This window comes from Streptomyces sp. NBC_00986 (assembly GCF_045162565.1).
GTDB lineage: Bacteria > Actinomycetota > Actinomycetes > Streptomycetales > Streptomycetaceae > Streptomyces.
This window is the reverse complement of sequence record NZ_CP108733.1, coordinates 3,102,725-3,115,839: the sequence shown is the minus strand read 5'-3', so window position 1 is coordinate 3,115,839 and position 13,115 is coordinate 3,102,725. Positions and strand designations below refer to the sequence as shown.

Below are 13,115 nucleotides of genomic sequence, written 5' to 3'. Positions count from 1 at the left end.
TGCCGCCTCTACGCCAGCAGATCGATCGCGTCGATCGACGTACCCGCACTCAGGAACGACGTCGTCCCCGAACCGCTCGCCACATAGATCTTCAGCGTGTTGTACGCACTGGCGTCCGTCAGCCAGGCGGACGCGGGCACGCTGTACGTGAACGTGTTGTTGTTGCCACGGTACGAACCCACGGTCAGCGACCGGGTGCTCGGCTGGGTCGGCGGCGATGGGACGGCCGAGGCCCAGGTGTCGTTGACGACGACCTGCGGACGGCCGTTCGCGTACGCCGTCGTCACCCCGATGCGCAGCGTGTGCGCGGCGGCCAACTGGGCGGCCGTCAGCTTGAAGTACACGATGATGCCGCTGTTGACGTCCTTCCACAGATAGCAGGGGAACGCCGAGGTCTCCGTTCCGCTGCCGACGACGACATTGCCGGTCCAGGACGCGGCCCGTACGTCCGAGGGGTGCGCGTACGTCATCAGGTCCGCGTTCTTGAACCCGCTCGGCGAACCGTCCCAGTTGCCGATGCGCCAGATCGCGCTCGCGTTGGACGGGTCGTTCGAGGACGGGATCGCGATGCTGTTCAGCGTCGTCGTCCCGCCCGTCGTGACCGCCACCGACCCGGTGTAGACGGCGAGTTCACCCTTGAAGACGGTCAGCGTGTACGTCCCCGGCAGCACGCCCGGGATCGAGAAGTAGCCGTCCGAGGCCCGTGCCGAACCCCAGTACTGGGCAGCCGAGTTGGCGAGCCCGACCGTGTACGCGTACGCCGTGTCGCGCCCGGTGATGCCCACACCGGCGACCCGGCCCCGCGAACTCGCCGCCGTGTACCCGGAGATGCCGAGCGAATCGGCCCACGCGGTGGTCAGGTTGGCGTGGTAGAGCGAGGAGGATGGCGCGCCGCCGTCGGTGAGGGCGATGACGTACGGGCCCTGGAGACCGAAGCGCTGCGCCTCCGTCTGGTTCTCGCCGTAGTACAGGATCTCGTACAACCCGCCGCCGTCCGCGCTCTGATGGCGCAGCAGCGAGCGGTAGAACGGGCCGCCGGACGCCTTCTCGTGGTTGCTGCGCACGACCCACAGGCCGACGCTGCCGGTGGTCCAGCCGACGTAGTCGTAGTCGATGACCCGGTTCTTCGAGTAGTGCTTGGAGCGGGTCTGGCCGTCGGACTTCTCGAAGACGTCCGCGGACTCGATGGTCGTCGGCGCGTAAGTGTAGGAATCCGGCTGGTCGTTGAGGAACATGCCGGCCTTCACGCGCACGATGTAGCGGGTCGCGCTGACCGAGGTGTCGGCCTTGTTGGTCCACAGGTAGACGTTGTTCTCGCCGCTGCGGGCCGCGTAGTAGTGCTTCAGCGTGCCGTGCGTGACGGAGATCAGGATCGTCGTGCCGGACTGCGCGATCGTCACCGTGGAGGCGCCGAGGCCGGACTCGACATGCGAGTTCATGCCGCCGTAGCCCTGGTACTCGATGCCTTTGTAGAGCAGCGACGTCAGGTCGCCGTTCGTCTTGCTGACCTTGAAGACGAGGCTCGCGCCGGTGTCGACGACGTAGTTCGAGCCGTCGTCGGTGTAGCCGAAGCTCGCGGCGGACGCCGTCCCGGCGAGCGGCCCGGCGAGCGCCGCCGAACCGGCCGTAGCCGCTGCGCCGAGGACGAAGGTGCGGCGGCGAACCGGTCTGTTCACAGAACCGGACATGGGGGTGCCTCCTTCGGGAGGTGGGGGTGCGGGTGCTTGGAGGGTGGCAGTTGAATCGATTTCGCGAAAGGCCTTTCGCAGCCTTGGAGTTGGCGATGACGCGAAATCTGACGCAGGTCTAGAAAGCGCTTGTCCCGAGCGGTACGGTCCTCCGCCAGGCCTTGTCGTCGGACGGAGGAGCCACGCATGAGACGTTTCAACATCGCCCTGCTGGCCGCACTGACCCTGAGCACCGCCCTGTCGACCGCACCCGCCCAGGCGCACGACCGCACACCCCCGCTCGGCCTCGTCGACTGCACCGCCACCGCTTGCCACTTCGACGTCCCGCCCGGCACCTACGACGTGACGGTCCACCTCGGCGCCGCGACGGCCGCGAGTACGGCCATCACGGGCGAGACCCGGCGCTCCCTGCTCCCCGAGACGCCCACGGCGGCCGGCCGCACCGTGACTCGCAGCTTCACGGTCAACGTCCGTACGCCCGAGGGCGAACCGACCGGCCCCGACGGCACCCCCGGCCTCGACCTCACCCTCGGCGGCACCGCACCCGCCCTGGCCGACATCCGCGTCACGCCCGCCCACCACACTCGCCAGATCTTCCTGATCGGTGACTCCACGGTCTGCGACCAACCGGGCGACCCGTACTCGGGTTGGGGTCAACAGCTCCCGCAGTTCCTGCGGAAGGGTGTGTCCGTCGCCAACTACGCGGATTCCGGGGAGAGTACGGTCACCTACCTGGAGAATCCCTTGCTGTGGGGGACAGTTCAGCCGCTGATCCACCCCGGCGACCTCGTCCTCGTCCAGCTCGCCCACAACGACAAGACGACCGACGAGGCCACGTATCGCGCGAATTTGGAAACGCTCGTAGCGGGTATCCGTGACAGAGGAGGACGTCCGGTGCTCGTGACACCGATCGTCCGACGCTGGTTCAATGCCGACGGCACACTGAACAACGACACAGCGCTGCTGGTGAACGGACTCGGCGTCGACCTGCCGGGCGTCGTCCGCTCGGTCGCCGCGACCGAGGGGGTAACGCTGATCGACCTCACGGCGCAGACCAAGGCGCTGGTGGAATCGCTGGGGGTGGAAGGCTCCAAGGCCCTCTACCTCTACAACGAGAAGAAGGACAACACGCATACTTCCGCGCACGGGGCCACCGTGTACGCGGGCCTGGTCCGCGACGCACTCGTCGCCCGGCATCTGCTGCCGGAGGATCGGGTACGAGTGGGGTGAGACCCGAAAGACCCCTGGGGCGTTCCGACCGGAACCGGGGCGCCCCAGGTTCCACTCTCCCGCCGTGCGTGCGAAAGCGAGCCGATGCAACTCCCCGCCGAAGACCGCGCGTTGAGCCCGCGCACCGGCTACACCCGCGCCCACTGGGAGACGGCCGCCGACTCCCTCCTCGCGGCGGTGGAGCCGTACGCGACCGAGGACCGTGCGCTCTACCACCTCCCCGGCAACCGCACCAGCTGGTCCGGCAGGCTCTCCGACGGCCTGGAGGGCTACGCCCGCACCCTGCTGCTGGCCGCCTTCCGCCGCGACGAGACGGCACTGGAGCGCTACGTGGACGGCCTGGCGGCGGGAGTCGCGGGCGTCTGGCCCCGCATCGAGGACCGCAGCCAACCCCTCGTCGAGGCAGCGTCCATCGCCCTCGCCCTGCGCCTCACCCGCCCTCTCCTCTGGGACCGCCTCGACGAACCCGTACGGCAGCGCGCGGCGGCCTGGCTCGCCGACGCCCTCACCGCCGAACCCTGGCCCTGCAACTGGGAGTTGTTCCCCGTCACGGTGGGTGGCTTCCTCCAGGAGATCGGCTACGAGCCCGACGAATCCCGCAAGGCCGTAGACCGGGGCCTGTCGCGCATCGAGGACTGGTACGTCGGCGACGGCTGGTACACGGACGGCGACGGCCGCAAGTTCGACTACTACAACGGCTGGGCCATGCACCTCTACCCCGTGCTGCACGCCTGGCTCGCCGACGACCCCCGACTCCTCGACCTCTACGGTGGCCGCCTGGAACGCCATCTCGCCGACTACGCCCGCCTGTTCGGGGCCGATGGCGCGCCGATGCTCCAGGGCCGGTCGCTCACCTACCGCTTCGCGACTACGGCTCCGCTGTGGCTAGGCGCGCTGACGGGCCGTACGCCACTGCAGCCGGGGGAGACGCGCCGGCTGGCCTCCGGGGCGCTGCGGTACTTCCTCGACCGTGGCGCGGTGAACGACCGGGGGCTGCTGAGTCTGGGCTGGCACGGCCCCAACGAGGCGATACTGCAAGGCTATTCGGGCCCCGCGTCCCCGTACTGGGCCAGCAAGGGTTTCCTCGGCCTGCTCCTCCCACCGGATCACGAGGTGTGGACGGAGCCGGAGGAGCCGGGCCCGGCGGAACGGGAGGACGTGGTCACGCCGATCGCCCCCGCCAACTGGCTGCTCCAGTCGACCAGTTCGGACGGCCTGGTCCGCCTCCACAACCACGGCAGCGAGGACGTCCGCTACGACCCGTACTACACGCGCCTCGCCTACTCCACGGTGACGGCGCCCTCGTCGTCGTACGACAACAGCGTGATCCTCGGCGGGGATCCGAGCCGTACGGAGATCGTGCCGTTGGGGGTGGGGGAGGGCTGGGCGGCCTCCCGGCACACGGCCGCTTCCGGGGCCCGGGTGGTCAGCCTGGTGGTGGCCGAGGGGGCGGTGGAGGTGCGGGCCCATCTGGTGGTGGGCGCGGTGTCCGGTACGTCCGTGCGGGTCACGGGATGGCAGGCAGGGGAGCCGACGGTCGCTGAACTCCATCCCCTGCATGGCCTGTTGGACGGTGAAGGTGTCGTCGGTGACGGGCCCACCCTGTTCGTCGTGTTGGCCCGGCTCACCGGAGAGCCGGACCCCCGTCCCCTCGCGGAACTGGTGTCCGTGGAGGTCGACGGGGAGCACGGCGTCTCCGTTCAGTGGGCCGGCGGCAAGCGGGTGGGCTTCCGGTTCACGGAGTCAGCCGGGCGATCCGGAGGCTCGTCGTGGTCGGTGACGCCCCGTTGAGCGGGGTCGAATAGGTCGGGGTGACCGGGGCGTAGGCCCAGGTCAGGGTGCCGTTCTTCAGGACCGCTATGTCACCGCTGATCCGGGCGGTCACCACCTTGTCCGCACCCTGGGCCTTGCCGTTCCAGTCGATGAGCCGCAGGTGGGTGCCCGTGAAGGTGCCGGTGCAGGTGCCGGCGGCGCACTTGGCACCCTTCAGGGACTCCCAGGAGACGAGGAGGCGGTCCTTGCCGTACGGGGCGATGTGCACGTTGGCGTTCTCGGTACCGGCCGCGCTGGTGAGGTAAATCGCCTTGCCGGGGCCGGAGTTGCGGTTCGCCATGAAGGCGACGGCGACCTGGTGCGTGCTCGTCTTCGGGGTGACAGTCCAGCCGCGTCCGCTGGAGTCGGCGGCGTTCTTCTTGGCCGAGGCGGCACCGCGGGAGGCGAAGGCGGTGGCGTAGCGTCCGCTCGCCGACTTCACCAGGTCACCGGTGCGGCTGGGGAAGGTACCACCGCAGTACCCTGCCCAGCACTGTTCGCGCTGCACGACCGGTGCGACGTCCGGGGCGCCGATCCCGGTGGAGACGAACAGGCCCGAGCGCCAGTCGTCGAAGCACAGCGAGGTGAAGGCGCCGGAGGTCTCCGCGTGCAGCGCGATGCCCTCGTTGTGGCTGCAGCCCCAGCTCCAACCACCGCTCAGCTTCGCGCCCTTGGCGCTGATGTACGCCAACTTGTCGCCGAAATGGCCGTCCGCGAAGCCGCCCGCGCCGTGCACGACGAAGTACGCGCCGTACTTGCTGCCGTTCCAGGTGAGTTGGCCGTCGAGATCCGGCGAGGTGTCGTTGGAGGCGGTGCCGGTGAGCTTGGTCAGGAAGGTCTGCTTGCCGTTGGTGTAGCGGACGATCGCGGCGGCCGTCTCCTTCCACTTGTTGGTGTCGGCGACCCGGGTGAGCAGCGCGAAGCCGTCGTTGTGCGCGATGAGTCCGCCGACCTCCTTGGCGCCCTTGACGACCGTGTCGGCGCCCGAGCGCAGTCCGGCGGCGTTCAGCGGGGTCACGTGCACACCGTCGGCGGCGGGCCAGGCCACCCGCAGGGTTCCGTTCGGGGCCACGGCCGTGGTCGTACGGGTCCACTCGCGGGTGTTGTTGTAACCGGCCGTCAGATAGGGGAACTTGGCGGCTAGCGCGATGGTGGTGCTGGTCGGGGAAAGCGTGCCGGTCGCGGCCTTGGCGGCGGTGACGGCCTTCGGGGTCGCCTTCGCGGAGGCGGAGGTGGACGCTGTCGCCGTTCCGGAGGCGGCCGTAGAGCTGTGGGCGGCGGCCTCGGGGGATGCCGAGGCGCTGGTGGACGGGGAGGCGGACGGGGACGTCCCGGCCGCGGTCGAGCCGTTGCCCGTCGCCGCGGTCGCGTACCACGCACCGCCGAGCAGGGCCGCGACGGCGAGCGAGCCCGCGAGCGGCTTGCGGGCGATGCGGCGGGGGGAACGGCGACGGTGCGTGGTGGTGCGTCTTGCGTTGGTCATGTCCCCAAGTCGCCGCCCGTGCGGGGGAGGTTGCCGTCGCGCCGCGCGAAATATCCGGAGGTCGGCGAGAGGGCGGTGAGAGGTCGGTGTTCGGAGGGATCCGGAGGTGAGACCGGCTCCACAGCCAGGACAGGCCGATCCTGGTACGTTGGAAGGATTCCTGGGTATCAGACCCTTTGGACTCAGCACCGGCGAGGGACCGAGGAACCATGGCCATGGACCCCGGCGACAAGCGACTGGCTGCGGCCGTCGTGATGGACGACGACGGACGCGTACTTCTGGTGCGCCGGAGCGCGACCGAGAGGTTCCTGCCCCGGGTGTGGGGCGTTCCGTGCGGGAAGCTGGAGCCGGGCGAGCGGTCCGAGGACGGTGCGCTGCGGGAGCTGAAGGAAGAGACCGGGCTCCTCGGCGAGATCGTCCGCAAGATCGGCGACTCGTCCTTCGTGAGCGAGTACCGGGGCCGCGAGGTCAAGAACTGGCAGGACAACTTCCTTGTCAGGCCGCTCACTTGGGAGATCACCCTCCCCGAGCCCGACCAGGCGTATCTCTGGCTCCCGCCCTCCGAGCTCGCGAGTGGCGGCATCGACATCGACGCGTACAACCTGGACGTCGTACGACAGGCCCTCACGAACTTCTGAGCGACTCCGCCAGACCGTTCAACGTGCCCAGATAGTCCCGCACTTCGAGCGGCACCTTCGCCACCGCTCCCGGATGCGGGCCCGCCGCCGTGAACACATCCGTGTGGCGCCGCCGTCCGGCCCCCGTCTCCAGGAACAGCGTCACGGTCGGTACGTCCCGTGTCGCACCAGGCCCGGTGCAGGGTGTGCGTGGGGAGGGCGTAGGCGCTGCCCGCCGCGTACTGCCCGGTGTGCGTGAGCCGCAGCCGTGCCGGTCCCGTCGGCCGCAGCCGCCAGTCGGCGCTGCCCTCGGCCAGGGACTCCTCGTACCGGTCCGCCGTGATGCCGCCGTCGCCCCGAGCCTCGTACAACTCCATCGTGAGCCGGCCCCGGACCACGTAAGAGGCAAGCGGGGAACGGTGGTTGTGGATGTCCTCCGTGCCGATCGCCGTCGCGCCGGGATGCCAGAAGTGCGCGCGCAGCATGTGGCGGGGGCCGCCGTCGATCAGCAACAGCTTGTCGAAGCCCAGGACATGACGGTACGACAGCTCGGCACAGGCCTCCGGATCGCCCGCACCGGAGGCGAGTTCGGCGATCAGCTCCAACAGGCGGTCGGGGGAGCCCAGTTCGGCGACGGCCGCACGGGCCGCGGTCACCGTGTCGTGGTCGGACAGGTCGCCGTCCAGCGTCTCCGTCAGCAGCCGTCGCGCCGCCAGGATCTGCCGACCACCCATGCACTCACTCCCCGACTCCGGCTCAGGCCGCCCTCGTTCGAGGGTCCGGCTGGTACATCCATACGGCATGCGCGCGCAGCGCCGAAAGACCTTGATAGGTCATCCAGATCGGCTGGCGCATTTCCTCGGTCGTGGCGAACGCGGCCCCGTCCCGGTTCCAGGACCAGATGCCGTCGGTCTGCGCCGCCCACACCGCGGCCGCCGCGCCGTCCAGCCGCTCCCGCCACGCGTCCTCGATGCCGTCCTCCCGCGCGATCTCCTGGGCGCCCGGGGTCAGCAGCGCCCGCACGATCCAACTCGCGGTGAAATGCCGGACGTTCAGCACCTCGTGGTGCGAGGAGTCGTCCGGGTGCCGTCGGCGCACCTCTTCCCGCAGGTTCGACAGGTCGGCGCAGCTGTCGTGCGCGGTCGCCGGGCAGGCCAGCAGCCAGCGCACCCCGTCCTCGCGCGCCGAACGCTCCACGGGCCCCTCGCCCAGCACGCGGGCCGCCCGGTCCAGGGCGACCACGGCCTGCGCGGTGTGCACGGCGGAGGGCTGAGCGGGGTGCCCGACCCAGGGCAGCGGAGAGAGCCGGTGGCTCCAGCAACGGCGGTGCTGACGCTGGGGGTCGGAGAGCGCGCCGTCGATCAGGGCGCCGCGCAGCACGGGCAGCGTCGGCGCGTCCGGTGCCGCGCGCAGCAGCCCCCGCATCACGGTGGTGACGACATGGGTCAACGCCCGCCCCGTACCGTCGAGTTCACGGGTGAAGCCCGCCTCGCAGCGCGCCACCTCGTCCGCCAGCCGCTCCCGCGAGGCACCCGCCCGGGCCAGGGCGCCCAACACCATCGCGGTGACCTCCGGGCGGGCCACCGACCCCTGCGAACGGGCCGACCAGCCGCCGCCCTGCAGCCGTAGCCGCCAGAGGGTGTCGATGAGATCGGCGGTGTGCAGGCGTCCGTCCGGCACGCCCAGGTCCAGCACGATGTGCAGGCCGTACGCCGTGGCCAGCGAGGTCGGGCGGGCCGGGCCGTCCACTTCCTGGAGGGAGTGCGGCCAGCCGACGAGCCGGCCGCGCACGGGGTCGTCCACCACGGCGACCTGCGCGGCGAGGGTGTCGTAGGCGGACGTGAACACCTGCGGCAGCGGGCCGGGCGCGTTCGGAGCGAGGGGAGCGGGTGCGGTGAGCCGCGCTGGTCCGGCCGTGCGGGCGCGGAGCAGGGCCGCCGCCAGCCAGGTCATCCCGACCGTGGCGAACCCGCTCAGCCCGGAGATCAGGTACTTGGCCGGCTCCCCGTCGATCGAGTCGGGCAGCACTCCGAACAGGAACTGGAACACCGCGTACCCGGCGGCCACGCACCCGAACCGGCCGAGCCAGCTCACGAAGCGGGTCGGAGGGCTCGCTCCGGGGGCCGCCGGACCGGGCGGTCCCGGCGCTCTCAAGGGACCGCGTCCCAGCTGCTGTTGAGACAAGGCGCGCTCCCTCCCCCCTGGGTGGCACGTGACGTTCGCGAAGTTTCCAGTCTAAGTGGTCAGCGATACAGCTGGGGCGCGGACCGGAACCGGCGTCTCCGTCAGCCCGGTTGGGCCTCGCGCGGCCAGTGCGTCAGCGCCACGTGCAGCGCGTCGACCGCACGCTCCCACGACCGCTGCACATCCCGCGGCGCGCCGAACCCGCCGCTCGACTCCAGCGCGCAGTAACCGTGGAACGTACTCCTCAACAGCCGTACGGCGTCGGTGAGATCGGGTTCCTCCAGGCCGTAGGCGCGCAGCATGCCGTAGGTGATCTCGGCGGTGCGGAGCAGGGCGGGGGAGCGGGCGATCAGGGACTGGTCGATGCGGATCTGGGTGGCCGCGTACCGGCCCGGGTGCTCCAGGGCGTACGCGCGGTACGCGTCCGCGAAGGCGCCCAGCGCGTCCCGGCCCGCGCGGCCGGCGACCGCGACGGCGATCCGGTCGACCAGCTCGCCGCCCGCGAGGAACGCGACCCGGGTGCGCAGATCCTGGAGGTTCCGGACGTGCGAGTACAGGCTCGCGTCCTTCACGCCGAAGCCGCGGGCCAGCGCGGACAGGCTGACGTTCTCGAAACCGACCTCGTCGGCGAGGTCGGCGGCGGCCGCCACGACACGGTCGGTGGTCAGTCCCGCGCGCGCCACGGCGCACCACCTCTCCTCTGACCTGCGACGACTGGAGCCCTTAGGACAATAGCCAATAACAAGACGGGTGCCCGGCGCGTTTCACCACCGTTCCCACTGGACTCCGGCAGCAGACTTCCCACCATGGACGACGACTTCGGCACCCCCGCCCCCACCGGCACCCCCGCCCCTACGGGCCTCCGCGCCACCGCACTCCTCGGCCGCCCCAAACTGTGGCTCATCCCCACCGTGCTCACCGGCCTGCTCGCATTCCTGCTGTCCCTCCTCTACATGGGCGGCATCGTCAACCCCAACCGCGAACTGCACGACCTGCCCATCGCCCTCGTCAACAGCGACACGGGCAAGCCGCTCACCGGCCAGCAGCAGAACCTGGGCACCCAGATCACCCACTCCATCGTGACCAACTCCGGTAGCCGAGCGGCCGGTTGGCGCCAGCTCACGAGAGCCCAGGCCCAGGACGAACTCGACGCGGGCCAGGTCTACGGCGCCCTGGTCATCCCCGCCGACTTCACCACCTCCGTCGCCGCACTGACCACCACGAACGCCACCGCCCGCCCGACCATCACGGTGCTGACCAACCCCGGCAAGGGCAGCCTCGGCTCCTCCCTCGCCGGCAAGATCTCCACCACGGCGGCCCAGCAGGCCTCGCTCACCATCGGCAAGCAGCTCAGCGCGGCGGCCACGAAGGCCGACTCCACGCAGAAGCTGCTGCTCGCGGATCCGGTGCGGATCGCCACCCAGGTCGGCCACCCCATCGGCGGCAACAGCGGCATCGGCCTGACCGCCTTCTACTACACCCTGCTGCTGGTCCTGGCCGGATTCATGGGCGGCAACGTCATCAGCAACGGCGTCGACACCGGCCTCGGCTACGCCGACAACGAGATCGGCCCCTGGCACACCCGCCGCCCCACCGTCCCCATCAACCGCACCCAGACGCTGCTCCTGAAGATGGTCATGACGGCCGGAATCACCCTCCTCAGCGTCTCCCTGATCATGCTCGCCAGCGTCAGCATCCTCGGCATGGACGCGACCCACATCCCGCTGCTGTGGATCTACTCCTACTGCGCGGCCCTCGCCGTCGGCCTCGGCGTCCAGGCCATCAACGCCGCGTTCGGCGGGATCGGCCAGCTGGTCTCCATGTTCGTGTTCATCGTCCTCGGCCTCCCCTCTTCCGGCGCGACGGTCCCCCTCCAGGCCGTCCCCGGCTTCTACCGCTTCCTCTCCCACTTCGAGCCCATGCGCCAACTCAGCGACGGCGTAAGGGCGATCCTCTACTTCGACGCCCGCGGCGACGCGGGTCTCACCCGCGCGTGGACCATGATCGGGGTCGGTACGGCGATCGGTCTGCTCTTCGGTTTCGCGATGGTCCAGTACTACGACAGGAAGGGCCACAAGCGCCTGACGCCGCAGCCGGCTTGAGACGCCCCACCCTCAACTGGCGTAGACAATATGAGAGTTGACTCTCAGGCTTTCTGAGAGAACACTCTCAGACCATGGATACCGGCAACCGTTTCGGCGACCTGGAGATATCCGACCCGAAGGCCATGCGCGCGCTGGCGCACCCCGTACGACTCGCGATCCTCGAACGCCTCCAGCGCCACGGCCCCGCCACCGCCTCCCACCTCTCCCCGCACGTGGGCGCCACCCCGTCCGTCACCAGCTGGCATCTGCGCCACCTCGCCGGCTTCGGCCTGGTCCGCGACGCGGAGGGCGGGACGGACCGACGGGAACGGCGGTGGGCGGCGGTGGCGCGGGGCTTCCGGTTCGAGGCGCCGGAGGACGAGGAAGGCCGGTCGGCCGCGCGGGTGCTGTCCGGGGAGTTGTTCGCGCAGGCCGCCGACCTGCCTCTGCGCTGGCTGACCGACACGGAGCCCGAACTGGAGCCGGAGTGGACCCGGCTCGCCGGGGCGAACAACACGCGGATCGTGGTGACGGCGGAGGAACTGGCCGCGCTGCAGGGCGCGTTGGAGGAACTGATCGCCCCGTACGTCGTCCGCAAATCCGACCCGGGACCGCCCGACAGCCGAGGCGTCCGCCTGCTGATGTACGCCCTGCCGGAGGGCCCGGGGAGCGAGGACAGCGAGACGACGGACATACCGGAGTGAGGGGCCGCTGGATCACTCGACCCCCTCGGTCACTTCCCTCCGCGCCGGACTCGCTGTGGCGCGACCGCCGCTTCGTACGGTTCTGGTGCGGCCAGTCCGTCTCCCAGTTCGGCGACCGGATCTCAGAACTGGCCTTGCCCCTCATGGCGGTTGGCGCGCTGCACGCCTCCGCGAACCAGGTCGCCCTGCTGACCGCGCTGGTCTGGACGCCGAACCTCCTGGGCCTGTTCCTGGGCGCCTGGGTGGACCACCGCCCCGCCAAACGCCGGCTCATGCTGCTCGCCGACGTGATCCGGGCCGCCGTACTGCTGTCGCTCCCGATCGCCTACGCCCTCGACACGGTGACGCTGGGCCAGCTGTACACGGTGGCCGTGCTGACCGGCACGGCGGCGGTCGTCTTCAACACGGCGTACTCGTCCTTCTTCGCACACCTCGTACCGCCGGCGTCGTACGTCGAGGCGAACAGCAAGCTCAGCGCGAGCAGATCGGTGTCCTTCATCGCCGGCCCCGCGGTCGGTGGCGTCCTGGTCCAGGCGCTGACGGCCCCGGTCGCGGTGATCGCGGACGCGCTGTCGTTCGTGGCGTCGGCAATCCTGGTCGGCCGTACGAGAGTTGACGAACCAGCAGTTCCTGCGGCGTCGTCCGGCCCCTCGCTGCTACGACGTGCCCGAGAGGGCCTGACCTTCGTGATCCACGAGCCGGTGATGCGAGCGGGCCTCCTCTGCGCTACGACCGTCAACTTCTTCACGTTCCTGTCGGGCACCGGCCTGCTCGTGCTGTTCGCCGACCGGGTCCTCCAACTGTCGCCCGGAGCCATCGGGTTGGCGTTCGGCGTGGGCGCGACGGGCGGTCTCCTCGGCGCGGTGGCGTCCCCCGCGATCGCCCGCCGGCTCGGCATCGGCCGCAGCATCGTCGCCGGGGCAGTCCTGTTCCCGGCCCCCTTCGCCCTCATCGCGGCGGCAACCGGCCCTGCCTGGGCCCGCCTCGGCACCCTCGGCACAGCCGAGTTCCTCTCCGCCTTCGGCGTCATGCTCTTCGACGTCAACCTCAACTCCCTCCAGACCTCGGTGGTCCCGGACGGCCTCCGCAGCCGCGTGGCGGGCGCGTACAGCACGGTCAACTACGGGGTACGTCCGCTCGGGGCGCTGATCGGGGGCGAGTTGGCGACGCTGGCAGGTCTGAGAGTGACGCTGATCGTCGCCGCGGTCGGGGGTGCGATGTCGGCGCTGTGGCTGTTGGCTTCGCCGATACCGGGGGTACGGGAGTTGGGGCGGGCGCCGGTGGCATCAAGGCAGGAGTGATTGAGTTCCGTG

Annotated in this window: 10 protein-coding genes and 1 pseudogene; 6 read left to right on the top strand and 5 right to left on the bottom strand. The window is 70.4% G+C overall.

Features of this window, described 5'->3' with window-relative positions; translation table 11 throughout:
- Positions 1 to 8: 8 nt before the first annotated feature.
- Positions 9 to 1,688 carry a rhamnogalacturonan lyase B N-terminal domain-containing protein gene (locus tag OG504_RS13600; RefSeq protein WP_405990058.1) on the bottom strand — a complete coding sequence of 560 codons (1,680 nt, stop codon included), beginning with the start codon at positions 1,686 to 1,688 and terminating at the stop codon, positions 9 to 11.
- Positions 1,689 to 1,874: 186 nt separating this feature from the next.
- Here OG504_RS13600 and OG504_RS13595 point away from each other — a divergent pair, with 186 nt between their 5' ends.
- On the top strand, positions 1,875 to 2,918 hold the full coding sequence (locus OG504_RS13595; RefSeq protein WP_405990057.1) for a rhamnogalacturonan acetylesterase: 1,044 nt from the start codon (positions 1,875 to 1,877) through the stop codon (positions 2,916 to 2,918).
- 84 nt (positions 2,919 to 3,002) lie between these two features.
- Positions 3,003 to 4,709, top strand: coding sequence for a DUF2264 domain-containing protein (locus OG504_RS13590; protein WP_405990056.1), 1,707 nt, complete (start codon positions 3,003 to 3,005; stop codon positions 4,707 to 4,709).
- Here the strand turns inward: OG504_RS13590 and OG504_RS13585 are convergent.
- Positions 4,654 to 6,213: a hypothetical protein gene (locus OG504_RS13585; protein ID WP_405990055.1), complete on the bottom strand. Its 1,560-nt coding sequence runs from the start codon at positions 6,211 to 6,213 to the stop codon at positions 4,654 to 4,656. The genes OG504_RS13590 and OG504_RS13585 overlap by 56 nt on opposite strands.
- Before the next feature lie 215 nt (positions 6,214 to 6,428).
- Between OG504_RS13585 and OG504_RS13580 the strand changes: the two genes are divergently transcribed.
- Positions 6,429 to 6,851: an NUDIX hydrolase gene (locus OG504_RS13580; RefSeq protein WP_405996328.1), complete on the top strand. Its 423-nt coding sequence runs from the start codon at positions 6,429 to 6,431 to the stop codon at positions 6,849 to 6,851.
- Here the strand turns inward: OG504_RS13580 and OG504_RS13575 are convergent.
- The 3 genes and pseudogenes from OG504_RS13575 to OG504_RS13565 all read right to left on the bottom strand — a co-directional run bounded on the left by OG504_RS13575 (position 6,838) and on the right by OG504_RS13565 (position 9,697).
- Positions 6,838 to 7,564, bottom strand: a pseudogene (locus OG504_RS13575) (hypothetical protein). The gene OG504_RS13580 and the pseudogene OG504_RS13575 overlap by 14 nt on opposite strands.
- A gap of 22 nt (positions 7,565 to 7,586) precedes the next feature.
- On the bottom strand, positions 7,587 to 8,924 hold the full coding sequence (locus OG504_RS13570) for a hypothetical protein (protein WP_405990054.1): 1,338 nt from the start codon (positions 8,922 to 8,924) through the stop codon (positions 7,587 to 7,589).
- A 191-nt stretch (positions 8,925 to 9,115) separates the two neighbouring features.
- Positions 9,116 to 9,697, bottom strand: a complete 582-nt coding sequence (locus OG504_RS13565; RefSeq protein ID WP_405990053.1) for a TetR-like C-terminal domain-containing protein — start codon at positions 9,695 to 9,697, stop codon at positions 9,116 to 9,118.
- 123 nt (positions 9,698 to 9,820) lie between these two features.
- Here OG504_RS13565 and OG504_RS13560 point away from each other — a divergent pair, with 123 nt between their 5' ends.
- From OG504_RS13560 to OG504_RS13550, 3 genes are all read left to right on the top strand, one after another.
- Complete coding sequence (locus tag OG504_RS13560) at positions 9,821 to 11,116, top strand: YhgE/Pip domain-containing protein (protein ID WP_405990052.1); 1,296 nt, start codon at positions 9,821 to 9,823, stop codon at positions 11,114 to 11,116.
- A gap of 74 nt (positions 11,117 to 11,190) precedes the next feature.
- Complete coding sequence (locus OG504_RS13555) at positions 11,191 to 11,802, top strand: ArsR/SmtB family transcription factor (RefSeq protein ID WP_405990051.1); 612 nt, start codon at positions 11,191 to 11,193, stop codon at positions 11,800 to 11,802.
- Complete coding sequence (locus tag OG504_RS13550) at positions 11,799 to 13,103, top strand: MFS transporter (RefSeq protein WP_405990050.1); 1,305 nt, start codon at positions 11,799 to 11,801, stop codon at positions 13,101 to 13,103. The genes OG504_RS13555 and OG504_RS13550 overlap by 4 nt, the downstream gene beginning before the upstream one ends.
- Positions 13,104 to 13,115 lie beyond the last annotated feature (12 nt).